The 23036-nt window shown below is 75.3% G+C and carries 21 protein-coding genes; 9 read left to right on the top strand and 12 right to left on the bottom strand.

Annotated elements, in window-relative coordinates; genetic code table 11:
• Positions 1–74: 74 nt before the first annotated feature.
• Positions 75–2885 carry an RNA helicase gene (locus DER29_RS17250; RefSeq protein WP_121398256.1) on the bottom strand — a complete coding sequence of 937 codons (2811 nt, stop codon included), beginning with the start codon at positions 2883–2885 and terminating at the stop codon, positions 75–77.
• Between the two features lie 86 nt (positions 2886–2971).
• Here DER29_RS17250 and DER29_RS17245 point away from each other — a divergent pair, with 86 nt between their 5' ends.
• Together DER29_RS17245 and DER29_RS17240 are read left to right on the top strand one after the other, a co-directional pair.
• Positions 2972–3745 (top strand): HAD family hydrolase, encoded by a 774-nt coding sequence (locus DER29_RS17245; RefSeq protein WP_121399293.1) that lies wholly within the window; start codon positions 2972–2974, stop codon positions 3743–3745.
• A 60-nt stretch (positions 3746–3805) separates the two neighbouring features.
• Complete coding sequence (locus DER29_RS17240) at positions 3806–4516, top strand: TetR/AcrR family transcriptional regulator (protein WP_121398255.1); 711 nt, start codon at positions 3806–3808, stop codon at positions 4514–4516.
• Between the two features lie 125 nt (positions 4517–4641).
• On the opposite strand, the gene DER29_RS17235 is transcribed toward DER29_RS17240, so the two are convergent.
• Complete coding sequence (locus DER29_RS17235) at positions 4642–5577, bottom strand: diacylglycerol kinase (protein ID WP_233599874.1); 936 nt, start codon at positions 5575–5577, stop codon at positions 4642–4644.
• A 245-nt stretch (positions 5578–5822) separates the two neighbouring features.
• Between DER29_RS17235 and lanKC the strand changes: the two genes are divergently transcribed.
• From lanKC to DER29_RS36095, 5 genes are all read left to right on the top strand, one after another.
• A complete protein-coding gene (gene lanKC, locus DER29_RS17230) occupies positions 5823–8423 on the top strand; it encodes a class III lanthionine synthetase LanKC (RefSeq protein WP_121398253.1) in 2601 nt (866 codons plus the stop codon).
• Positions 8424–8429: 6 nt separating this feature from the next.
• Entirely contained in the window at positions 8430–8549 is a 120-nt protein-coding gene (locus DER29_RS17225; RefSeq protein ID WP_089003486.1) for a SapB/AmfS family lanthipeptide, read from the top strand.
• A gap of 71 nt (positions 8550–8620) precedes the next feature.
• Entirely contained in the window at positions 8621–8740 is a 120-nt protein-coding gene (locus DER29_RS17220) for a SapB/AmfS family lanthipeptide (protein WP_089003486.1), read from the top strand.
• A gap of 73 nt (positions 8741–8813) precedes the next feature.
• Complete coding sequence (locus tag DER29_RS17215; RefSeq protein WP_121398252.1) at positions 8814–10544, top strand: ABC transporter ATP-binding protein; 1731 nt, start codon at positions 8814–8816, stop codon at positions 10542–10544.
• Positions 10541–12343, top strand: a complete 1803-nt coding sequence (locus tag DER29_RS36095) for an ABC transporter ATP-binding protein (protein WP_121398251.1) — start codon at positions 10541–10543, stop codon at positions 12341–12343. Before DER29_RS17215 ends, DER29_RS36095 begins: the two co-directional genes overlap by 4 nt.
• Before the next feature lie 25 nt (positions 12344–12368).
• On the opposite strand, the gene DER29_RS17205 is transcribed toward DER29_RS36095, so the two are convergent.
• From DER29_RS17205 to DER29_RS17175, 7 genes are all read right to left on the bottom strand, one after another.
• Positions 12369–12947, bottom strand: a complete 579-nt coding sequence (locus DER29_RS17205; protein ID WP_121398250.1) for a response regulator transcription factor — start codon at positions 12945–12947, stop codon at positions 12369–12371.
• A 154-nt stretch (positions 12948–13101) separates the two neighbouring features.
• A complete protein-coding gene (locus DER29_RS17200) occupies positions 13102–13707 on the bottom strand; it encodes a response regulator transcription factor (protein WP_233599873.1) in 606 nt (201 codons plus the stop codon).
• Between the two features lie 648 nt (positions 13708–14355).
• Positions 14356–15306, bottom strand: a complete 951-nt coding sequence (gene tatC, locus DER29_RS17195; RefSeq protein WP_121398248.1) for a twin-arginine translocase subunit TatC — start codon at positions 15304–15306, stop codon at positions 14356–14358.
• 18 nt (positions 15307–15324) lie between these two features.
• Positions 15325–15651 carry a Sec-independent protein translocase subunit TatA gene (tatA, locus tag DER29_RS17190; RefSeq protein WP_121398247.1) on the bottom strand — a complete coding sequence of 109 codons (327 nt, stop codon included), beginning with the start codon at positions 15649–15651 and terminating at the stop codon, positions 15325–15327.
• 208 nt (positions 15652–15859) lie between these two features.
• Complete coding sequence (locus DER29_RS17185) at positions 15860–16108, bottom strand: DUF5320 domain-containing protein (RefSeq protein WP_121398246.1); 249 nt, start codon at positions 16106–16108, stop codon at positions 15860–15862.
• Between the two features lie 10 nt (positions 16109–16118).
• Positions 16119–17171, bottom strand: a complete 1053-nt coding sequence (locus DER29_RS17180) for a YafY family protein (protein ID WP_121398245.1) — start codon at positions 17169–17171, stop codon at positions 16119–16121.
• Entirely contained in the window at positions 17168–18166 is a 999-nt protein-coding gene (locus DER29_RS17175; protein WP_121398244.1) for a YafY family protein, read from the bottom strand. The genes DER29_RS17180 and DER29_RS17175 overlap by 4 nt, the downstream gene beginning before the upstream one ends.
• Positions 18167–18292: 126 nt before the next feature.
• Here DER29_RS17175 and DER29_RS17170 point away from each other — a divergent pair, with 126 nt between their 5' ends.
• Together DER29_RS17170 and DER29_RS17165 are read left to right on the top strand one after the other, a co-directional pair.
• Positions 18293–19249: a cation diffusion facilitator family transporter gene (locus DER29_RS17170; RefSeq protein WP_121399291.1), complete on the top strand. Its 957-nt coding sequence runs from the start codon at positions 18293–18295 to the stop codon at positions 19247–19249.
• 63 nt (positions 19250–19312) lie between these two features.
• Positions 19313–20398 (top strand): DUF3866 family protein, encoded by a 1086-nt coding sequence (locus tag DER29_RS17165; protein ID WP_121399292.1) that lies wholly within the window; start codon positions 19313–19315, stop codon positions 20396–20398.
• A gap of 125 nt (positions 20399–20523) precedes the next feature.
• Here DER29_RS17165 and DER29_RS17160 read toward each other — a convergent pair whose 3' ends face one another.
• The 3 genes from DER29_RS17160 to pafA all read right to left on the bottom strand — a co-directional run bounded on the left by DER29_RS17160 (position 20524) and on the right by pafA (position 22832).
• Positions 20524–21072, bottom strand: a complete 549-nt coding sequence (locus DER29_RS17160) for a carboxymuconolactone decarboxylase family protein (RefSeq protein WP_121398243.1) — start codon at positions 21070–21072, stop codon at positions 20524–20526.
• A gap of 147 nt (positions 21073–21219) precedes the next feature.
• Positions 21220–21405: a hypothetical protein gene (locus DER29_RS17155; RefSeq protein WP_121398242.1), complete on the bottom strand. Its 186-nt coding sequence runs from the start codon at positions 21403–21405 to the stop codon at positions 21220–21222.
• 68 nt (positions 21406–21473) lie between these two features.
• Positions 21474–22832, bottom strand: a complete 1359-nt coding sequence (gene pafA, locus DER29_RS17150; RefSeq protein WP_121398241.1) for a Pup--protein ligase — start codon at positions 22830–22832, stop codon at positions 21474–21476.
• Positions 22833–23036: the final 204 nt, after the last annotated feature.

Here is a 23036-nt window from a genome sequence, read left to right as displayed (position 1 = left end):
GGAGAATTCGGGGGGTGCCGTCGCGATGACTTTGCGATGCGTCGATTTCGATGTCCGGTGACGGAGGGTGACGGTCAGGCCGGGGTGTGGTAGGCCAGCACGCCCCGGTTCACGGCGCCGATCGCCTGCCGGGCGGTCGACCTGAGCTCCGCCGAGGCGCCGCCGGAGTCGGCGAGCTGGCCGAGCAGGTCGACCACCTGCCGCGCCCAGCGGACGAAGTCGCCGGCCGGCATCTCGCCGTCGATCTCGTGGCCGCTGCCGAGGACCTTCGCCAGCGCCTCGCCCCGCGCCCACCGGTAGACCGGCCAGGCGAAGCCGAGGTCGGGCTCGCGGGTGACGGTGAGGCCGCGGGCCGCCTCGTCGGCCTCGATCTCGCTCCACAGCTTGAGCGTCTCGTCGACCGCCTCGGCCACGGGGCCGCGCGGCAGCGACGCCCGCTCGTCGACGTCGCGGCGGGCCTCGAAGACCACCACGGAGACCGCCGCCGCCAGCTCCGCCGGGGAGAGCCCGTCCCACACCCCGCGCCGCAGGCACTCGGCGACCAGCAGGTCCGCCTCGGTCCAGATCCGGCCGAGCATCCGGCCGGCGTCGGTCACCGCGCCGTCGGGCGTCAGGTAGCCCCGGGCGGTGAGCAGCGCCACGATCCGGTCGAACGTGCGGGCCAGCGACCCGGTCCGGCCGGCCACCCGCTGCCGCAGCTCCTCGGTGTCGTTCTCCAGGCGGCGGCGCCGCTCCGCCCAGCGGGCGTGCTCCTCGCGGTCGGGGCAGGCGTGGCAGGGATGCCGGCGCAGCTCGGTGCGGAGCTGGCTGAGCCGGTGGTCCTCGCCGACGGCCTGCCGGGACCGGCCGCCCCGGCGGCCGCCGTGCCGGTCCAGCCCGGTGCCGCTGACCTCGGCGGCCAGGTCACGCCGGGCCGCCGGGGACCGGTGGTTGAAGTGCTTCGGCACCCGGATGCGCGCCAGCACCTCGGCCGGGGCGGTGAAGTCCCCGGGGCTGACCCGGCCCGCCCAGCGGTCCTGGGTGAGCACCAGCGGCCGGGGCTCGCCGAAGCCGCCGGTGGCCGGGTCGAGCACGACGGCCAGGCCGGCCCGCCGGCCCGACGGCACCCGGATCACGTCGCCGACCCGTAGCCGCTCCAGTGAGGCCACCGCGGCGGCCTTGCGCTGGCTCTGCCCCTGCCGGGCGATGGCCCGCTCCCGCTCGCCGATCGCCACCCGCAGCGCGAAGTACTCGTCGAAGTCGCCGTGGTGGCAGGCCGCCTCCACGCCGTACGCCTCGATGGTCTCGGTGTTGCGCTGCACCTGGCGGGCCAGGCCGACCACCGAGCGGTCCGCCTGGAACTGGGCGAACGAGGACTCCAGCAGCGCGCGGGCCGGCTCGGCGCCGACCGTGCCGACCAGGTTGACCGCCATGTTGTACGACGGCCGGAAGCTGGACCGCAGCGGGTAGGTGCGGGTGGAGGCGAGACCGGCCACGTGCCGGGGGTCGGTCTCCGGGGACCAGACGACGACGGCGTGCCCCTCGACGTCGATGCCCCGCCGGCCGGCGCGGCCCGTGAGCTGGGTGTACTCCCCCGGCGTCAGGTCGACGTGCGCCTCGCCGTTGTACTTGACCAGCCGCTCCAGCACGACGCAGCGCGCCGGCATGTTGATGCCCAGGGCGAGCGTCTCGGTAGCGAAGACCGCCTTGACCAGGCCCCGGACGAAGAGCTCCTCGACGACCTCCTTGAACACCGGCAGCATGCCGGCGTGGTGGGCGGCCAGCCCGCGTTCGAGGCCGTCGAGCCACTCCCAGTAGCCGAGGACGGTCAGGTCCTCGCCGGGGATGGCGGTGACCCGCGACTCGACGACGCGACGGATCTCGGCCCGCTCGTCGGGGGAGGTGAGCCGCAGGCCCGCGGCGAGGCACTGCTGCACGGCCGCGGCGCAGCCGGCGCGGCTGAAGATGAACAGGATCGCCGGCAGCAGCCCCTCCCGGTCGAGCCGGTCGACGATGTCGGGGCGCATCGGGCCGCGCCAGCGGGGCCCGCGCCGGCCGCCGCCGGGGCCGGCGCTGCGCCCCTCGCCGAGTTCCAGCCGGCGCATGGTGTCGCGGGTGTAGCGCAGCAGCTCGGGGTGCACGTCGTGCTTGCGGGCGGCATCGGCGTCGTGGAACAGGTCGAACATCCGCTTGCCGACCAGCATGTGCTGCCACAGCGGCACCGGGCGGTGCTCGCTGACCACCACGGCCGTCTCGCCGCGCACGGTGACCAGCCAGTCGGCGAACTCCTCGGCGTTGGACACGGTGGCCGACAGGGAGACCAGGGTGACCGAGGCGGGCAGATGGATGATCACCTCTTCCCACACGCCGCCGCGGAACCGGTCGGCGAGGTAGTGCACCTCGTCCATCACCACGTAGGCCAGGCCGTCGAGGGTGGCCGAGCCGGCGTAGAGCATGTTGCGCAGCACCTCGGTGGTCATCACCACCACCGGGGCGTCGCCGTTGATGGCGTTGTCGCCGGTGAGCAGCCCGACCTGCTCGGCGCCGTAGCGGTCGACCAGGTCGTGGTACTTCTGGTTCGACAGGGCCTTGATCGGAGTGGTGTAGAAGCACTTGCGCCGGCGGGGCGGGGCGCCCCCGTCGCCGGCCGCGGGCGCCGTCGCGTCGCCGGCCGGCGTGCCGCGCAGTGCCAGGTGCACGGCGAACTCGCCGACCACGGTCTTGCCGGCGCCGGTCGGAGCGCAGACCAGGACGCCGCTGCCCCGTTCCAGAGCCTGGCACGCCTCCCGCTGGAAGTCGTCGAGATCGAACCCCAGATCGAGGGCGAACTCGTCCAGTGCCGGGAACTGTGAGGCCTGCGCGGCCCGGCGGCGCGCCGCGGCGTACCGCTCGGCGGGGCTCGACATACCTCCAAGATTAATGCGTACCGCCGACAGCCACCGGACAAGGCCGACCGGCAGCGGGGTCGGGGGCGGTCGGTAGGGTGCACGACGTGCCGGATCATGCCGAACCGCCCCACGCCTCGCGCGGCGCCGACGACGCCGTCCGCCCGGGTCCGTCCCGCCGGCCGGTGGAGGCGGTCCTGCTCGACTTCCACGGCACCCTGGCCCAGGTGGAGGAGCCCCGGGACTGGGTGCTCGCGGCCGCGGCCGCCTGCGGGGTGACCCTGGAGCGGATGCGGGCCACCGCGCTGGCCGACCGGCTGCTGACCGCCGGCCGGGCGGGCGGGCCGCTGCCGACCCGGGTGCCGCCCCGGCTGACCGAGCTCTGGGCCGACCGGGACCTCTACCCGCACGCCCACCGGGGTGCCTACACCGGGCTCGCCGAGACCGTGGACGCGGGCATCGAGGGCTTCGCGGAGGCGCTCTACGAGCGGGTGCTGGTGCCCGAGGGCTGGGTGCCCTACCCGGACACCGCCCCGACCCTGGCCGCGCTGCGGGCCGGGGGCGTCCGGGTGGGCGTCGTCAGCAACATCGGCTTCGACATCCGGCCGCACTTCGAGGCCTGGGGGCTGGCCGGGCTGGTCGACGCGTTCGTGCTCTCGTACGAGGTGGGGCGCTGCAAGCCGGACCCGGGGATCTTCCTGCGCGCCTGCGGGATGCTCGGCGTCGACCCGGAGCGGACGCTGATGGTGGGCGACACCCCGGCCGACGCGGGGGCCGTCGCGGCCGGGTGCGCGGTGCTGGTGCTGCCGGCCGCCGAGGCGGGTCGGGCCAACGGACTGGGTGCCGTGCTGGACCTGGCCGGCATCGAGAAGCAGAGTTAACGGCACGCCGACAGCGCCGTTAACACGCGGCGCTAACGCGAAGGCGTTATCGTCGCTGCCATGATCACCGAGACGTCGCCCCGGGACCGAATCGTCCGGGCCGCCGCCGCGCTGCTCGCCGAGGGTGGCCGGGAGGCCGTCTCCACCCGCGCGGTCAGCCGGGCGGCGGGGGTGCAGGCGCCCACGATCTACCGTCAGTTCGGCGACATGCGCGGCCTGCTGGACGCGGCGGCCAGCTACGGGTTCGCCGCGTACCTGCACGCCCAGGCGGCCCGCGACCTCGTCGACGACCCGGTCGACGACCTGCGCCGGGGCTGGGACCTGCACGTCGGCTTCGGCGTGGCCAATCCGGCGTTCCACGCCCTCATGTACGGCGACCCGCGCCCCGGCGTGACCCCGACGGCGACCCGGGTCGCGGCCGACATCCTGCGCCAACTCGTGCACCGGGTGGCCGAGGCGGGCCGGCTGCGCACGGGCGTCGACCAGGCGACCGAGATGCTGCACGCCAGCTCCTGCGGGGTCACCCTCACCCTGATCCGGACCCCGCCGCCGCAACGCGACCCGGCCCTGTCGACCCGCACCCGCGAGGCGGTGCTCGCCGCCCTGGTCACCGACTCCCCCGCCGCCCGGGCGACCTCCCGGGCCGACCGACCCGTCCGGCACGCGGTGGCGCTGCGCGCCGCCCTCGACACCCTCAGCACCGACCTCAGCCCCGCAGAACGCGCCCTGCTGGCCGAATGGCTGGACCGCATCACCCACACCCCCTCCTAACCCACCCCGCGCCGCCCCGCGCGGGTCGATCATGGACTTCTGGTGCCGGTTGCGTCCGCTCACGCGGCTTGTGCGGGGCACCACGACTGCATGATCGACGCCGGGGTGGGGTGGGGGCGAAAAGGTCAGCGGAGGAGGTGGAGGGCGGCGGGGGTGGCCGTGACCGTCAGGGGGAGGGGCAGGGCGCGCTCGCCGTCGGCGTACGTGGTGATGCCCTCGGCGCTCAGCTCGACGGTACGGGCGCGGTAGCTGCGTACCAGCGGATGCGTCACGTGGGTGCCCCGGTAGATGCGCGGCTTGACCCGCATCAGGGTGCGCCGGTCGAACCGGCCGCCCACCACCACGTCGAGCAGGCCGTCGGTCGGGTCCGCGTCCGGGCAAATCCGCATGCCGCCGCCGTAGCTGGCGCAGTTGCCCACCGCCACCAGCACGGCGTCCACCTCGTGCGCCACCCCGTCGAGGCGCAGCGTGTAGCGGCGCGGGCGCAGCCGGGCCAGTTCCACCAGGATCGCCAGGTCGTAGCGGCGCGGACCGCTCGGCCAGCGCATCCGGTTGGCGCGCTCGTTGACGATCGCGTCGAAGCCGGCCGCGAGCACCGCCCCGTACCACCGGTCCCCGCCGTCGGCCCCCGTCATCCGCGCCAGGTCCACCGGGCGGGTGCGGTTGTCGCGCAGCGCCGCCGCGATCACGTCGACGGCGGCGAGCGGGTCGGCCGGGAAGCCGGTGTCGGCGGCGAAGTCGTTGCCGGTGCCGGCGGGCACCGGGCCGAACGGGACGCCCGTCCCGGCGATGGCCTGCACCGCGCGGTGCACGGTCCCGTCGCCGCCGACCGCGACCAGGGCCGAGGCGCCGTCGCGCACCGCCGCACGGCAGGCCGCCTCGGCCTCGTCGGCAGTGCGCGCGTGCAGCGGGCGTACGGGCCGGCCGGCGGCCGCGAGCCGGTGCAGGACCTGCGGCAGCAACCCTCGGTGCCGACCCCGGCCCGCGGTCGGGTTGGCCAGCACGGCGACGGGCCCGACGCCGGCGACGGAGGGGTGATCGTCTGCGGTCACGGCGAGCACCGTACCGCCACCGGCCCGGGTGGGCGTACCGCCCGGCCCCACGGCCGGCGAACCACCGGCGGCATCGCGCGCCCCGGGGCGCAACTGACATTTGTCACGGCGACCCGTGCGGCACGCATTCGTCGTCATGACTGAACGCACTGGAGCCGCCATAGCCCGAACGGACAGACTCGTATCCATCGACAGGCCGGGGGCATCGGCCGATCGGCAAAGGCACCGACCGAACAGCGGAGGGAGTGGTCAGGGTGGACGAGCGCTACGACAGCTACTGCGCCGCCGACCGGCTTTTCTACGACTCCCTCGGCAGCGCGGTCGAGCAACCCACCTTCGCCGCGGCCCAGCGGCCCGTCCCCGACGGTTGGCGCTCCGAGCCGCTCGACGACTGGCTGATCTACGCTCCCGAGGGTGGCACGCTGCCGCAGCAGGGTTGGAAGATCCACGTGTCGGCGACGCTCGACAACGCCGAGCGGGTGCTGGACGCCGTCTGGGACTACTGCGTCCCGCGTGGACTGTCCTTCAAGTTCCTGCGCGGCCCGCGCACCCTGCTGCTGCGCAACTCCAAGTACGCCTCCCGGGCGGCCAGCGGCAAGTTCGTCACCGTCTACCCCCGCGACGACGCGGAGCTGGAGCTGGTCTGCAAGGAGCTCGACGAGCTGCTCGCCGGCGAGCCCGGCCCGTACATCCTCAGCGACCTGCGCCACGGCGCTGGCCCGGTGCACGTACGCTACGGCGGCTTCGCCGCTCGCTACTGCCACTCCCCCGACGGCCAGGTCGTGCCGGCGATCGAGGACGACACGGGCACGCTGGTGCCCGACCGCCGCGACCCGGTGTTCCACGTGCCGTCCTGGGTGACGCTGCCCGACTTCCTCGGCCCGCACCTGGCCGCCCGCAACGCCACCAGCACCGACGAGGTGCCGTACCGGATCGAGAAGGTCATCCACTTCTCCAACGGCGGCGGCCTCTACGTCGGTCGGGACGTGCGGACCGACACCCAGGTGGTGCTGAAGGAGGCCCGGCCGCACGCCGGTCTCGACGCCGACGGCACCGACGCGGTGGCCCGCCTGGCCCGGGAGGCCGACGCGCTGCGCCGGCTGGCCGACCTGCCGCAGGTGCCCCGGGTGCACGACGAGTTCGCCCTCGGCGAGCACCGGTTCCTCGCGCTGGAGTTCATCGAGGGCCGCGCGCTCAACAAGGTCCTCGTCGACCGGTACCCGCTGATCGACGCCGACGCCACCGACGCCGACCGCGCCGACTACACCCGCTGGGCGCTGGACGTGCACCGGCAGGTCGAGGAGGTCGTCACGGCGATCCACGACCGCGGCCTGGTCTACGGCGACCTGCACCTGTTCAACGTCATGGTCCGCCCGGACGACCGGATCGCGCTTGTCGACTTCGAGGTCGCCGCGCCGATCGACGGCCACCGCCGGCCGGGGCTGCGCAACCAGGGCTTCGCCGCACCCCGGGACCGCACCGGTCCCGCCGTCGACCGGTACGCCCTGGCCTGCCTGCGGCTGGCGCTGTTCCTGCCGCTGACCCAGCTCGTCCGGCTCGGGCCGGACAAGGCAGCGCACCTCGCCGACGTGATCGCCGAGCACTTCCCGGTGCCGAGGGAACTCCTCGACGACGCCGTACAGGAGATCACCGGCACCGCCCCGGCGGACGCCGGGCCGGCACCCGACCTCACCGTCGACGTCGGAGCGGCCCACCGGGACCGGCTCGCCCGGGCGATCCTCGCCAGCGCGACACCCGAGCGGGACGACCGGCTCTTCCCCGGCGACATCGAGCAGTTCCGCAGCGGCGGGCTGAACCTCGCCCACGGCGCGGCCGGCGTCCTGTACGCCCTGCACGTCAGCGGCGCCGGACGGTGGCCGGAGCACGAGCAGTGGCTGGTCCGCCGGGCCACGGCGCCCGCCTCCGGCACCCGGTGCGGCTTCTACGACGGCCTGCACGGCGTCGCGTACGCCCTCGAGGCGCTCGGCCGCCGCCAGGACGCCCTCGACGTGCTCGACATCTGCCTGCGCCAGCCGCTCGACGGCTTGGACCACAGCCTCTCGGGCGGCCTGTCCGGGATCGCGCTCAACCTGGCCGACCTGGCCGGGCGCACCGGCGAGACGGCCCTGCGCGACGCGGCCTGGCGGGCCGCCGACCGGGTGGTCGACCAACTCGCCGACGACCCGGGGCCGGACATCAGCGGCGGGCGCAACCCGTACGCCGGGCTGCTGCGCGGCCGGACCGGACCGGCGCTGCTGCTGGTGCGGCTGCACGAGCTGACCGGCGAGCAGGCGCTGCTGGAGCACGCCGCCACGGCCCTGTGCCAGGACCTGCGCCGCTGCGTGGTACGCCCCGACGGCGCGCTGGAGGTCAACGAGGGCTGGCGCACCATGCCCTACCTCGGGCAGGGCAGCGTCGGGATCGGGCTGGTGCTCGACCAGTACCTGCGGCACCGCGCCGACGAGCGGTTCGCCGAGGCCAGCGCCGGCGTGCGCCGTGCCGCGCGGTCCCCGTTCTACGCGCAGTCCGGCCTCTTCACCGGACGGGCCGGCATCGTGGCCTACCTGGCGGCGTACCCCGACGATCCGCAGCGCTGCCGCGAACGCGAAGCCCAGGTGGCCCGGCTGGCCTGGCACGCCCTGCCCTACCGCGACGGCACCGCCTTCCCCGGCGAGCAGTTGCTGCGGCTGTCCATGGACCTCGGCACCGGCACCGCCGGCGTGCTGCTGGCGCTGGCCGCCGCGCGGCCCGACACCCCGGTGAGCCTGCCGTTCCTCGCGCCCCTGGCGGGCGCCCCCGACTCCCCCGCCTCGGCGAGGGCGACCGATCCGACCGACCAGCACGGAAGGAGGTGACACGACATGGCGCTTCTCGACCTCCAGGGCATGGAGATGGCCCCCGCCGACCGTACCGGCGGTGGCAGCCGGGCGAGCCTGCTGCTCTGCGGCGACAGCTCGCTGTCCGTCACGACCTGCAACTGATCCGTTCGCCTTCACCGGCGACGTCAGGACAAGACCACCCGATAGACCAGCACAGAAGGAGATGACTCGACATGGCGCTTCTCGACCTCCAGGGCATGGAGATGGCCCCCGCCGACCGTACCGGCGGTGGCAGCCGGGCGAGCCTGCTGCTCTGCGGCGACAGCTCGCTGTCCGTCACGACCTGCAACTGATCAGGTCATCACGCGAGGCCCTGGGCGGACGGACGTGTCCGCCCAGGGCCGCACGTCTTCTGCGGGAGGACCGATGCGGACGGCGACCGGCTCCGACCAGCTGCTGCGGCGGGTGGTCCGCGACGGCGGCGGCTGGACGGTCCTGCTCAGCGCGGTGGCGCTCGCCGGCGCGGCCGCCGAACTCGCCCTGCCCGCCGTCCTCGGGCTCGCGGTCGACGCCGCCGTCGGCGGCGACGGGGGCGTCCGGTGGCCGGCCGCGGCGTGCGGCCTGATCGCCGTCCTCATGGCCACCGACATCCTCACCGACGTGGCCAGCGGGTACGGCGCGGCCCGGGCCACCGCGCGGCTGCGCCTACGCCTGCTGCGCCACCTGTTCGCCTGCGACGTACGCACCGTCCGCCGCTATCCGGTGGGCGACCTGGTCAGCCGCCTCGCCGCGCAGGCCGCCGACGCCGGGCAGGCCGGCACCGCCGTGGTCCTGGGCGTCGTCGCGCTGCTCCCCCCGGTCGGCAGCGTCGTCGCGCTCACCCTGCTCGAACCGCTGCTCGGCGTCACCCTTCTCACCGGGCTGGCCCTGCTCGCGCTGCTCATGCGCGCCTTCGTCACCGACGCCTCCGCCGCCGTGGCCGGCTACCAGCGGGTGCTGGGCGTGATCGCCGGCCGGCTGCTGGAGGCGCTCGGCGGCGCCCGCACCATCGCCGCCGCCGCGACCGTCGACCGGGAACGCGAGCGGGTGCTGGCGGCCCTGCCGGAACTGCGCGGGTACGGACTGCTCAGCTGGCGGCTGCTGGCCCGGGCGGGCGCCCGCACCGCCGCCGTCGGGCCGCTGCTCCAGGTGGCCGTCGTGGCCGTCGGCGGGTACGCGCTGACCGTCGGCTGGCTCACCCCCGGCCAACTCGTCGCCGCCGTGCAGTACGCGGCCCTCGGCGCCGGGCTGGGCGCGGTGCTGGCCACCCTGAACCGGCTGGTCCGCAGCCGCGCGGCGGCCGGCCGGATCGCCGAGCCGCTGGCCCACCCGGTACGCCCCGACGGCACCGAGGCGCTGCCGCCCGGCCGGGGCGAACTGCGGCTGCGCGGGGTCGGGGTGCGCGCCGAGGACGGGCGGCCGGTCCTCGACGGGATCGACCTGACCGTCCCGGCGGGTGCCACGGTGGCCGTCGTCGGCTGCTCCGGCGCCGGCAAGTCGACCCTCGCCGCGGTGGCCGGCCGGCTGCACGACCCGGACACCGGCGAGGTGCTGCTGGACGGGGTGCCGCTGCGCCGGCTCGACCCGCCCGCGCTGCGCCGGGCCGTCGGCCACGCCTTCGACCGGCCCGTCCTGGTCGGCGAGACGGTGCACGACGCGATCGGGCTCGGGCTGACCGCCGACTCGGCGCGACCGCCCGCCGGCGCCGCCCCGGCCACCCCGGCGGTGCTGACCGCGGCACGGGCGGCGCAGGTCGCCGACGTCGTCGCCCGGCTGCCCGAGGGCTTCCGCACCCGGCTGGCCGACGCGCCGTTCTCCGGCGGCGAGACGCAGCGCCTCGGACTGGCCCGCGCGTTCCCCGCCGAGCGGCTGCTCGTCCTCGACGACGCCACGTCCAGCCTGGACACCGCCACCGAACACCGGATCGCCCGCGCGGTGGCGACCGGCGCCGGCGGGCGTACCCGACTCGTGGTGACCCACCGCGCGACGACGGCGGCGGCGGCCGACCTGGTGGCGTGGCTCGACGGCGGGCGGCTGCGGGCCGTGGCACCGCACCGGCAGCTCTGGTCCGACCCGGCCTACCGGGCGGTCTTCACGCCCGGCGGAGACGCCCGATGAGCGGCCCCGGCGTACGCCGGACCACCTGGGCGGCGCTGCGGGCCCGCCGCCGGGCCCTGGGCCGGCTGGCCGCCTGGTCGGCGGTGGAGGCCCTGCCGGCGTTGCTCGCCGGGGTGCTCGTGGCCCGGGCCGTCGACCGGGGTTTCCTGGCCGGCCAGTTCGGCACCGGCCTGGCCTGGCTGGCCGGGCTCGCCGCGGCGGTGCTGGTCGGCGCGGCGGCCGCCGGCCAGGTGTACCGCAGCCTCGGGGCCGTGGTCGAACCGTTCCGCGACGAGTTGGCCGCCCGGGTGGTGCAGGGGGCGCTGCGCGACGCCACCCGGGCCGGCGGCCGGGCGGACAGCGCCACCGTGGCCCGGCTGACCCACCAGGTCGAGGTGGTCCGGGACACCTTCGGCGGGCTGCTGCTGGTGGTCCGCGGGTTCCTGTTCACCGCCGGCGCGGCGCTGCTCGGCCTGCTCGCCCTGGCCCCGCCGCTGGCGGGTGCGGTGGCCGCCCCGCTGGTGGTGGGGCTGGCCGTGTTCGGGGCGTCGCTGCCGGCCATGGTGGCGCACCAGCGGGCGCAGGTGACCGCCGGCGAGCGGCTCGGTCGGTCGGCGGCGTCGGCGCTGGCCGGGCACCGCGACGTCGTCGCCTGCGGCGCGCAGGAGCGCGTGGTGTCCGACGTGGGCCGGCGGGTCGGGGCGCAGGCCGACGCGGAGCGGACCCTCGCGCGGATGGCGGCGCTGCGCAGCCTCAGCCTCGGCGTGGGCGGCTGGCTGCCCGTGGTGGTGCTGGTGCTGGCCGCGCCGTGGCTGGTCCGGCAGGGGCTGAGCGCCGGCGCCGTGCTGGGGGCGCTGGTCTACGTCACCACCGGGCTGCAACCCGCCCTGCACGCGGTCGTGCAGGGCGTCGGAGGCGGCGGCCTGCGCTACGCCGTCACCCTGGGCCGGATCCTGCGCACCAGCCCGCCCCCCGACCTCCGGCCGCCCGCCACCCCGCCGTCCCACCCTGCCGCCGTCCCGTCGCCGCCGGCCGTCCGCCCGGCGCCGTGGGCCGCCGCTGCCGTCGGCGACCCGCCGGCGGTCGCGCTTCGGGGGCTGACCTTCCGGTACGGCCCGCACGCCCGACCCGTCCTGGCGGACCTCACCCTGACGGTGCCGGCCGGCGACCACCTGGCCGTGGTGGGGCCGAGCGGCGCCGGCAAGTCCACCCTGGCCGCGCTGGTCGCCGGGCTGGCGGCACCGGAGTCGGGCACCGTCCACCTGGCCGGCGTACCGGTCGACGGCACGCCCCCGGAGGCACTGGCCCGGCTGCGGGTGCTGGTGCCGCAGGAGGCGTACGTGCGCACCGGTTCCGTCGGCGACAACCTCCGCTACCTGCACCCCGACGCCGACGACGCGACGGTCCACGCCGCCGTGCGCACCCTCGGCGCCGGTCCCCTCGTGGCCCGTCTCGGGGGGCTCGACGCCGAACTCGACCCGGCCGCCCTCTCCGCCGGGGAGCGTCAGCTCGTCGCCGCGGTCCGGGCCTACCTCGCCCCGGTGCCGCTGGTGATCCTCGACGAGGCGACGTGTCACCTGGATCCGACCCTGGAGGCGACCGTCGAGCACGCCTTCGCCCGCCGGGGCGGCACCCTGGTGGTGATCGCGCACCGGATCAGCTCGGCGACCCGGGCCCGCCGGGTGCTGGTGTTCGACGGCGACCGGCCACTCGTCGGCACCCACGACGACCTGCTGACCCGCTCGCCCACCTACCGCGAGCTGGTCGGGCACTGGGACGACGTGGCGCCGCCGGACCGCGTACCACTCGGCCGCTCCTGACCGCCGCGGGGCCCGGCGCCGGGCGTCAGATCCAGCCGGCCTCGCGGGCGACCCGCACGGCCTCGATCCTGGTGCGCGCGCCCGCCTTGCGGGCGATCCGGCCGAGGTGGTTGCGCACGGTCCCCGGGGCGAGCCCGAGCGTCCGGGCGACCTCCACGACCGGCGCCCCGGCCGCGGTCAGGTCGAGGATCTCCGTCTCCCGCGAGGTGAGCGGGCTGTCCCGGTTCAGTGCCGCCATCACCAGGTCGGCGTCGACCACCGACTCGCGGCGGGCGAGGCGCCGGATGCCGTCCAGCACCCGGTGCGGTGAGACGTCGCTGCCGAGGATCCCGACGGTGCGCCCCGGCACGAAGACCCGGTGCAGGTTGCGCGCCCGGCGCCGGTCGGCGAGCACCAGCAACGGGCACTGCCCCGCCACGCCCGCCTCGCCGATGAGGTCGAGGTCCACGACCGCGACGTCGGGACGCTGCGTCCGGACCGCCGGCGGCAGGGCGTCGCCCCGGTCCAGTTCCGCCACCACGCTGATGTCCGCCTCGGCGGCGAGCACGAGCGACAGGGCGCCACGGACCAGGGCGCCGTCGAGAGCGAGCAGGGTACGGATCAACGTTGACCCCTCCGGAGCGTCGTCAGACAGATCACGGACCGTCAGAATTCAAGCACGCCCCGCCGGGTTCCGCTCGGCGAGCGATCCGGCACCGTCCAGGCCGGACGGGGGCGGCCGGCACCGGCACCTCCCGGCCGGTTGGGCGCCCGGCCCGCTACATCCAGCCGTCGCGGCGGGCGCGCCACACCGCCTCCATCCGGTTGCGGGCGCCGGTCTTGCGCATGATCGCCGACAGGTGGTTGCGCACCGTCCCGTGCGCGAGGTAGAGCCGGCGGGCGATCTCCTTGAGCGGCAGGCCCTCCGCGGCCACCCGCAGCACCTCCACCTCCCGGCGCGTCAGCGGGCCCGACGTGGGGCGCAGCGCCGTCACGGCGGCGTCGGCGTCGATGACCTTGCCGCCGGCGGCGAGTTCCCGGACGGCGCCGACCAGCGCCTCCAGGGAGGCGTCCTTGCCCACGAGGCCCCGTACGCCGGCGGCCAGCAGGTCCCCGACGATCCGCTGGCTCCACCGGCGGCCCATGGCCAGCACGGCGGTGTCGGGCACCGCTCCGGTGATCTCGGCGACGACCTCGACCGGGTCCGGGGCGTCCGGCGCCAGGTCCACCAGCACCACGTCCGGCCGGTGCCGACGCACCAGGGCGGGCAGCTCCGCCATCCCGGTCACCTCGGCGACGACCTCGATGTCCTCCTCGCTCGACAGTGCCGCGCACAGCGCGGTACGCAGCAGGCCCATCTCCTCGACAACGACGACGCGGATCAACGCGTGGCTCCGATCTGGGGGTGCGGGGCGGCGAGCGGTCCCGTTGACGGGACCGCGCAGGCTGGCCGGACGGAAACGGCTGGATCATGAAGCGCGACAACGACGACCGACGGTGGGGCATCCGGGTGGCCCGGCGTGGGGGCGGAGGGACCGGACGACCGCGCGGGCGGGCCCGCCCGGGCTCAGCCGGGGCGGGCACTCACCCCGGGAGACCGGTCACCCGGGGCCGCCGCTGCCGGGGCGACGGCGGCCCGGTCCGCGGCGGCGGCCGGCTCGCGCGGCAGGGCGGCACTCAGCACGCCCGCCCCCACCGCGGCTCCCTGCCGCACGAGGAACCGTGCGACGGGCACCCCGGGCCGCGGCGGCGGGGAGATGGCCTCCGGGCCGGTGACGGGTGGACGACGACACGTCGGGCGACGCACTGGACAGCGACCTCCCTCGTCGGACACGTCGACACATCGTAAAGATCTGCTTACCCGATTGCAGCTCGTGGATGTCTCGTGACGGATTGCCGACTGGGTGCTGACGGCTGACGCGCCGTGCGTTAGGGGCGCGTTTCGCGGTGCCGTACGCACCGGGGCGGCAACGGAACAAGCCCCCCGGCGAGGGAGGGCTTGTTCCGTTGCGTCGACGGGGACGACCCGCCGGTCAGGTCATGTCGTCGTAGCGGCGCTCGATCGGCGCCGGCGCGGCGACCGGCTCGGGGGCGGCGATCGGCGCGCTGGCGTCCACCCGCTGGCCGGCCTCCACCGGGTCGGGGTCGAACTCCAGCGGCGACACCTCGTCGTCGCCGATGCCCGCGTAGACCTCCTTGCCACGTCCCTTGCGCTTGTCGTTGAGGAACGCCACCCCGACGGCGACGAAGTAGAGCAGCGACAGGCAGAGCGCCAGCAGGGTCATGCCGAACGGCCCGGGATCGGGGGTGGCGATCGCCGCGAACGCGAAGCAGATGAAGACCACGGCCCGCCACCAGCTGAGCAACCGGCGGGCGCTCACCACCCCGGTGAAGTTGAGCATCAGCAGGGTGAGGGGGAACTCGAACGCCACTCCGAAGAGCAGGATCATGTTGGTGACGAACGAGATGTACCGGGTCACCTCGAGCTGCGAGTCGGTGCCGGTGACGCCGGCCTCCAGCAGGAAGGCCAGGCCCTTGTCCACCACGAAGAAGGCCAGCACCGCGCCGGCGGCGAACAGGGGCGCCGCGATCGCCACGAAGACGTACGCCCACTTGCGCTCGTGCCGGTGCAGGCCGGGCGCGATGAACGCCCAGAGCTGGTAGAGCCACACCGGCGCGCCGATGATCAACCCGATCCAGAGCGCCAGTTTCAGCTTGAGGACGAAGCCGTCGGTCGGCGCGAGCTGCAGGAAGTTCTGGCACTCACCGTCGACGATCATGCCGGGAAGCCGGCAGTACGGCTGCTTGAGCAGGTCGAACGCCGGCTGGGCGAGCAGGAAGCCGATGATCAGCCCGAACGCGATAGCCAGGGAGGCGCGGAACAACCGGTTGCGCAGCTCGCGGATGTGCTCGATGAGCGTCATCGAGCCGTCGGCGGCCCGTTCGAAGTTGCTCGGACCGCGCTTCTTGAGGGCGAAGGCCACGGGTCTCGGGCCCTTCGGTCAGTTGTCGCGGACGCGCTGCACCGGGTCGTTGACCGGGGGTGCGTACGGCTGCTGCTGCGGGGCGACGTGCGGCTGCTGCCCGGCGGGCGGCGGCGCGTACGGCTGGCCCTGAACGGTCTGCGGCGGGAGCGGCTGGTAGCCGGACTGCGCGTCGGCCTTCTCGGCGAGGTCGCGGTCGTCGTCGTGCAGGCTCTTGGTCTCGGCCTTGATGATCCGCAGCGAACGGCCCAGCGAACGGGCCGCGTCAGGGAGCCGCTTCGCGCCGAAGAGCAGGATCAGCACGACCACGAGTACGGCGATGTGCCACGGCTTGAGGGCACCCATGGGAAGCTCCAGTCGCTCTGTGTCGTCGTGTGGGGTGTACCGCAGCCCATCGTACGTCCGCCGACGGCCGCTGCCACCCGCCGGGTGGTGGTGGTTCGTCCCGGCCGGTGAAGTCTTGACCAACGCGGGACGTCCCGTCAACCATCTGCCGGAGGATCATTCCTGCGCGCAACCGGACCGGAACGCGCAGGGACCGGGCACCGACCGATCAGCCGCCGCGTTTCGCCTTGATCACGGCCAGCCGCCGCTGGGTGGTGTCGAGCTGCTCCTGGAGAGCCTCCGCCCGCGCCTGGAGGGTCTCGGCGGTCTCCCGCAGCGCCTCCGCCTCGGTCGCCCGGCGTTGCAGGGCCACGGCCGCGCGACGCAGCCGGGGCAGCCGCGCCAGCACCGGCCGCAGGGCCAGGGCGAACACGACGAGCGCGAACAGCACCACCGCGAGCACGATCCACTTCACCACGGCGGCCAGCCTACTGCGTGCCCGCGGTCACCGCCGGGTCGGCTGGGGACACCGCCCGCGGCGTGTCCGACCCGCCGACCGGCACGGGCGGCGGCGACGCGTACGCGTCGAGGGCGGCGACCGCCGCGGCCCGGACCTGCTCGGCCAGCTCGACCGGGGCGACCACGGCCACGTCCGGGCCCAGGCCCAGCACGAACCGGCGGGCCCAGCCCAGGTCGGTGACCCGCAGCGAGACCAGCCAGTGGTCGCCGCCGCCGGCCTCGACCCGCTCGCACGGGTAGTACTCGGTCAGCCACCGCTCGCCCCGACCGATCCGCAGGGTGATCAGCGGCAGGTCCGGCGACGGGCGGAACACGCCCTCGGTGAGGTCGTGCGGGCGGGCCTGCGGCGGCACCACCGCCCGCTCGTCCAACTCGGTGACCGCGTCGATGCGGTCGGCCCGGAACAGCCGCACCGCCTCCGCCCGGCGGCACCACGCCTCCACGTACGCCCGCCCGCCGACCATAAGCATCCGCAGCGGGTCGACGACGCGCTCGGTGGTCTCGTCCCGCGCGGCCGTGTAGTAGGTGATGCGCAGCGCCCGGCCGCTCTCGACGGCCGCCCGCAGCTCCGCCACCCGGCGGGTGTCGGCGGGCAGCCGGACCTCGACCGGCGCCGCCACCAGGTCACCGGCCGCGTGCTCGATCTTGGCCAGCGCCCGCTCGACGGCCTCCCGGTTGGTCACCCCCGGCGTCTCGGCGAGCATCCGCAGCGCCACCACCAACGCGAGGGCCTCGTCCGGGGTGAGCCGCAGCGGCCGGTCGATGCCGGCGTCGTAGGTGATCGTCACCCGGTCGCCGTCGAAGGCCATGTCGATCAGGTCACCGGGGCCGTAACCGGGCAACCCGCACACCCACAGCAGTTCCAGGTCCTCGCGCAGCTGCCGCTCGGTGACGCCCAGGTCCCCGGCCGCCTCGGCGAGCTCGATGCCGGGCCGGGCCAGCAGGTAGGGCACCAGGTTCAGCAGCCGGGCCAGCCGGTCGGCCGACGCGCGGGAGCCGCCCCGGGCGGCCGGCCGGGTCACCGGACACCCCCGGCGACCGCGAGATCGTCGTGCCGGGCGGCGATCTCCTTGAGCCGCTGGATCACCGCGTCGCGCACCTCCGGCGGATCGAGCACCCGCACGTCCGGGCCGTAGCCGACGAGCTGGCCCGCGAGGACGTCCGCGTCGGCGTAGGGCAGGACGAGCCGGTCGCCGTCGGGGCAGGCGGTGACGTCGACCGCCCAGCGGCGCAGCCCGGCGGCGCGTCCGGCGGCGACCAGCACGGTGGCCCGCCCGGTGCGCTCCGCCGGCCCCGACCAGCGGGCCACGTGGCTGATCAGGTCGACCCCGGCCGGCGGCTCGTAGCCCCCGGGGGCGCCGGTCGCCCGGACCGCGCCGACCACCCGGGACAGCCGGAAGCAGCGGGTCGCATCGCGGTCGAGGTCGTGCCCGACCACGTACCAGCGGCCCCGCCAGCAGACCACGCCCCACGGCTGGAGGCGGCGGCGGGTGGAGTCGTCGCGGTCGGGCACCCGGTAGTCGAAGCTGACCTCGCGCCGGTCCCGGGCCGCCGCGGTGAGCGGCGCGAACGCCGGGTCCACCGTCACCATCGGCTCCAGGCCCAGCGTGGCCTGCGGGTCCACGTCGACGCCGGCGGCGCGCAGCTTCGCCAGCCCGGAGGAGGCGGCGGCGGCCAGGCCGGCGTGCTGCCACAGCCGGGCGGCGATGCCGACCGCGGCGGCCTCGTCCGGTTCGAGGGGGATGTCGGGCAGCGCGTACTCCCGGTGGGCGATCCGATAGCCGGGCTCCGCGTCGAAGACGCTCGCCGTCCCGGTCTCCAGCGGCACGCCCAGCTCACGCAGCTCGGCCTTGTCCCGCTCGAACTTACGCTGGAAGGCCTCGTGGTCGCGGGCGTCGTCGGGATCGTGCTCGTAGCCGGGCACGGTCGCGGCGATCTGCGCGGCGGTCAGGAACCGTCGTGTGGACAGTAGGCAGATAACCAGGTTGACCAGGCGTTCGGTGCGGGTCCGCGACACGCGGTAGACGCTAGCAGCCCGCGCGCCGCGTCCGTGCACCCACGCGGGCAGGACGTGTCCCGCGTCGCGACCGGCCGGTTCACCGGTCGCCGGACGGCCCGCCGCCGACGACCCTACAGTGGCGTGGTGGCCCAGCCGGAGGTCAGGACCGAGAGCGTCGGCACCGTCGTGGTGGCGGGGGCCGCCAACCTCGCCATCGCGGTGGCCAAGCTCGTCGCCGGGGTGATCTCCGGGTCGGCGGCGATGCTCTCCGAGGCCGTGCACTCCGTCGCCGACACCACCACCGAGGTGCTGCTGTACCTCGCGCTGCGCCGCGGGGCGCGGCCCGCCGACGCCCGCCACCCCTTCGGGTACGGCAAGGAGAGCTACGTCTGGGCGTTCCTCGCGGCGCTGTTCACGTTCGTCGCCGGCGCCGGCTTCGCCATCACCCACGGCGTCACCACCATCCTGGTGCACGAGCACAGCGGCGACTACCTGATCACCTACGTCGTGCTGGCGGTGTCGTTCGCCATCGAGTCGGTCTCGCTGGCCCGCGCCGTGCGCCAGGTCCGCGCCGAGTCCCGGCGCTGGCGCACCACGCCGCGCCGGTTCCTGCACCTGACCTCCGACACTCCCCTGAAGGCGGTGTTCCTGGAGGACAGCGCGGCCCTGATCGGGCTGGTGCTGGCCGCCGCCGGGGTCGCTCTGTCCCAGCTCACCGGTGACGAGCTCTGGGACGGCGCCGCCTCCGTCCTGATCGGCGTGCTGCTGCTCGTGGTGGCCACCGTCCTGGCCCACAGCAACATCTCGCTGCTGGTCGGCCGGGCGGTGCCCGAACGGCTGCGCGGCGAGATCAGCGAGGAACTCGCCGGCCTGCCCGCCGTGCGGCGGATCGACACCCTGCTGACCATGCAGCTCGGCCCGAGCGACGTCCTGGTCGCCGCGAAGGTGGACTTCGACGACGAGGCGAGCGGCGCGACCATCGAGGCCGCCGCCGACCAGGCCGAGCGGCGACTCACCGCCCGTCACCCGCAGATCCGGTACGTCTTCCTCGACCCCACCCGCAGCGGCGACGCCCCGGAACCCGGCGGCCCCGGCGGCTGACCGCCGTCCGGCCGTGCCGCCCCGGGCGCGCCCGCTCCGGGCGGCGACGCTAGCGTGCCGGGCATGGTGCGATGGCGGTCGGGAACGGTGACGGCGCTGCGGCGGCAGTGGACCGGGGCGGTGGAACTGGACGTCGACCTGCCCGACGGCGGCACCGTACGCGCCCTGGCCTACCCCGCGCTCGTCGGCCGGCCCGAGCCCGGCGACCGGGTGCTGCTCAACGCCGGCGCGCTGCTGATGGGCCTCGGCACCGGCGGGTACGCCCTGGTCGTGGCGTTGCCCGACCGGCTGCCCCCGGACCCGCCGCAGGCCCTCGACAGCCGCGACGCCGGCCATCTCGTCAAGGCCCGCTACACCCCGTTGCAGCCGATCCTGCTCGGCGTCGACGAGGAGGCCTCCCCGCACCGGGAGATCATGGCAGCCGCCGACGACCTGGCCGGCCTGCCCGTCGTCACCGCCGACCTGCACTCCGCGCTGCCGGCCGTCCTGGCCGGCATCCACGTCGACGCCCCCGCCGCCCGGGTGGCGTACCTGTTGACCGACGGCGGGGCACTGCCGGCCTGGTTCTCCCGCACCCTCGCCGCCGTGCGCGACCACCTCGTCGGCACGGTCACCGTCGGCCAGGCGTTCGGCGGTGACCTGGAGGCGAGCACCGTGCACAGCGGGCTGCTGGCCGCCCGGCACGTGCTGCGCGCCGACGTGGCGATCGTCGCCCAAGGGCCGGGCAACCTGGGCACCGGCACCCGGTGGGGCTTCTCCGGGGTGGCCGTCGGCGAGGCCGTCAACGCCGTCGCCACGCTGGGCGGGCGCCCGATCGGTTCGCTGCGGATCTCCGACGCGGACCCCCGCCCCCGCCACCGCGGCGTGTCGCACCACAGCCTCACCGCGTACGGCCGGGTGGCCCTCGCCCCCGCCGAGCTGGTCGTGCCCGACGGCCTGGCGCCGGCGCTGGCCGGCGAGGTGGACGCGGCGCTGGCGCCCCTCACGGCGCGGCACACCGTCGTCCGGGTGCCGACCGACGGGCTCGACGCCGCGCTGCGGGCCGCGCCGGTGCCGCTGTCCACCATGGGCCGGGGCCTCGACGCCGACCACGCCTACTTCCTGGCCGCCGCCGCGGCCGGCCGGCACGCCGCGCGCCTGCTGTCCTGAGCCGCCCTGCCCCCGGGTGCCGCCGCGACGCTCCTCGGCGGCGGGGCGGGGTCAACGCTTCGGCGGACGGGGGTGGGGTCGGTTTCCAGGCGGGCGGGGCGCAGGCCGGCCCGGCGGCGGTCCGGTCAGCTCGCGCCGTAGCCGTAGCGCACGATGTGCTCGGCGGTCCGCTCGTACACCGCCGGGTCCTCCGGAGCCAGCGTGCCCAGCCCGTCGACGTACCGGTTGAACATGCAGAACGCGGCCGCGATCAGGACAGTGTCGTGGATCTCCAGATCCGTCGCGCCGGCACCCCGGGCGGCCTTGACCAGCTCCGCCGTCACGTCCCGGCCGCTGCGCTGCACGGCACCGGCGATCTCCAGCAGCGCCCGCAGCTTGTCGTCGACCTCGGCGGTCGCCGGATCGGCACGGACCTGGTCGACGAGCCGCATGCCCGTGGGCAGCTGCGCCGCCGCGAACGCCGAGTGCGACGCGCAGCAGAACCGGCACTCGTTGAGCCCCGACACGTACGCCGCGATGAGCTCCCGCTCCCCCGGGGTCAGCGTCGGGTGCGGGGCGCGCAGCAGCGTCTCCGCCAGCTCGTTGAGCGGCTTGGCCGTCTCGGGGCGGAACCGCATCGGGCCGCTGATGCCCGGATGCGCCCGCTCGTCGAGACCGAGGTCGATGTGTGCCATGCGGTCACCCTCCCTGCCGCGACCACGCAGCGCACGCGGCCGGTCACCCGACAATGCCGAACGGGCACGACGGTGCCAGCTTCGCGCGGCCGGCACAACTTCGATGTTGCGGAGTTGCCGGGCCGGCGGGAACGGCGCCGGGGCGGCTCAGGACAGGAAGATCAGGGCCAGCCAGGCGCCCACGATCAACACCAGCGCGAGCGCCAGCACCCAGGTGGGCACCGTGTACTCGCCGCGCCGGTTGCGCTCGATCTCGGCGCGGATCTTCTCGCGGCGGCGCTCGGCCCAGTTCTGCCGTTGGCGGCCGCTCTCGGGAGGTTCGGAAGTCGTCATGGCGCGGTCAGCCTACCGGCCCGGCCGGCCCGGGCGGCGGTCAGCACCGCACCGGGCCGGCGGCACGGTCACATGCTGGCGATCAACCGCTCCACCCGCTCGTCGTACGCCCGGAACGGGTCCTTGCAGAGCACAGTGCGCTGCGCCTGGTCGTTGAGCTTCAGGTGCACCCAGTCGACGGTGAAGTCGCGCCGCTTCTCCTGGGCGTGCCGGATGAACTCCCCGCGCAACCGGGCCCGGGTCGTCTGCGGCGGGGTCTCCTTGGCCTCGAAGATCTCCGGGTCGGTCGCCACCCGGTCCACCTCGCCGCGCCGCTCCAGCAGCCCGTAGAGGCCCCGGCCCCGGCGCAGGTCGTGGTAGGCCAGATCCATCTGGGCCACCCGTGGGTGCGACAGCGGCAGGTCGTGCTTGCGCTGGTAGCGCTCGATGAGCCGCAGCTTGGTCACCCAGTCGATCTCCCGGGACACCGGTTCCAGGTCGCCGGTCTCCACCGCGCGCAGCACCCGGCCCCACAGCTCCACCACCCGCTTGGCGGTCTGGTCGCCGCCGCGCCGCTCCACGAACTCGGTCGCCTTGGCCAGGTATTCCTGCTGGATCTCCAGCGCGCTGACCTCCTTGCCGGAGGAGAGCCGCACCTTGCGCCGGCCGGTGATGTCGTGCGACACCTCGCGGATCGCCCGGATCGGGTTCTCCAGCGTCAGGTCACGCATCACCACCCCGGCCTCGATCATCCGCAGCACGATGTCGGCGGTGCCGACCTTGAGCAGCGTGGTGACCTCGTTCATGTTGGAGTCGCCGACGATGACGTGCAGCCGGCGGTAGCGCTCCGCGTCCGCGTGCGGCTCGTCGCGGGTGTTGATGATCGGCCGGCTCCGGGTCGTCGCCGACGAGACGCCCTCCCAGATGTGCTCGGCCCGCTGCGAGAGGCAGTAGACCGCCCCGCGCGGCGTCTGTAGGACCTTGCCCGCGCCGCAGATCAACTGCCGGGTGACCAGAAACGGGATCAGCACGTCGGCCAGCCGGCCGAACTCCCCGTGCCGCGACACCAGGTAGTTCTCGTGGCAGCCGTACGAGTTGCCGGCCGAGTCGGTGTTGTTCTTGAACAGGTAGATCTCGCCCGCGATGCCCTCGTCGTGCAGCCGCTTCTCCGCGTCGATGAGCAGACCCTCCAGGATCCGCTCGCCGGCCCGGTCGTGCGCGACCAGGTCCACCACCGAGTCGCACTCCGGGGTGGCGTACTCCGGGTGCGAGCCGACGTCCAGGTAGAGCCGGGCGCCGTTGCGCAGGAAAACGTTGCTCGACCGGCCCCACGACACCACACGGCGGAAGAGGTACCGGGCGACCTCGTCAGGGGACAGCCGCCGCTGCCCACGGTAGGTGCAGGTGACGCCGTACTCGGTCTCGAGGCCGAAGATTCGCCGCTCCATGATGAGACATTAGCCGCCCGAGGCCCCAGATGGGCAGCGCACACCGCGCCCGTCTCACACGGGATCGGCGACGGTCGGCCCGGGACACCACAGCGACAGGCCCGGCGAGCGCGCGGCGGCCACGAGGCGCGGGATGGCCACGGCCGCTCACCGTACGCCCGCCGGGTGGGGGCGCCGCCACGCCGCCCTACCGCGCGGAGCGTC

It is taken from the genome of Micromonospora sp. M71_S20, from assembly GCF_003664255.1.
GTDB lineage: Bacteria > Actinomycetota > Actinomycetes > Mycobacteriales > Micromonosporaceae > Micromonospora.
This window is presented reverse-complemented; position numbering and strand designations above follow the sequence as displayed.

Coding starts and splice junctions, on each gene's coding strand:
- DER29_RS17250 (WP_121398256.1), bottom strand. CDS start 2,885: ATGTCGAGCCCCGCCGAGCGGTACGCCGCGGCGCGCCGCCGGGCCGCG.
- DER29_RS17240 (WP_121398255.1), top strand. CDS start 3,806: ATGATCACCGAGACGTCGCCCCGGGACCGAATCGTCCGGGCCGCCGCC.
- DER29_RS17225 (WP_089003486.1), top strand. CDS start 8,430: ATGGCGCTTCTCGACCTCCAGGGCATGGAGATGGCCCCCGCCGACCGT.
- DER29_RS17220 (WP_089003486.1), top strand. CDS start 8,621: ATGGCGCTTCTCGACCTCCAGGGCATGGAGATGGCCCCCGCCGACCGT.
- DER29_RS17215 (WP_121398252.1), top strand. CDS start 8,814: ATGCGGACGGCGACCGGCTCCGACCAGCTGCTGCGGCGGGTGGTCCGC.
- DER29_RS36095 (WP_121398251.1), top strand. CDS start 10,541: ATGAGCGGCCCCGGCGTACGCCGGACCACCTGGGCGGCGCTGCGGGCC.
- tatA (WP_121398247.1), bottom strand. CDS start 15,651: ATGGGTGCCCTCAAGCCGTGGCACATCGCCGTACTCGTGGTCGTGCTG.
- DER29_RS17165 (WP_121399292.1), top strand. CDS start 19,313: ATGGTGCGATGGCGGTCGGGAACGGTGACGGCGCTGCGGCGGCAGTGG.
- DER29_RS17160 (WP_121398243.1), bottom strand. CDS start 21,072: ATGGCACACATCGACCTCGGTCTCGACGAGCGGGCGCATCCGGGCATC.
- DER29_RS17155 (WP_121398242.1), bottom strand. CDS start 21,405: ATGACGACTTCCGAACCTCCCGAGAGCGGCCGCCAACGGCAGAACTGG.
- pafA (WP_121398241.1), bottom strand. CDS start 22,832: ATGGAGCGGCGAATCTTCGGCCTCGAGACCGAGTACGGCGTCACCTGC.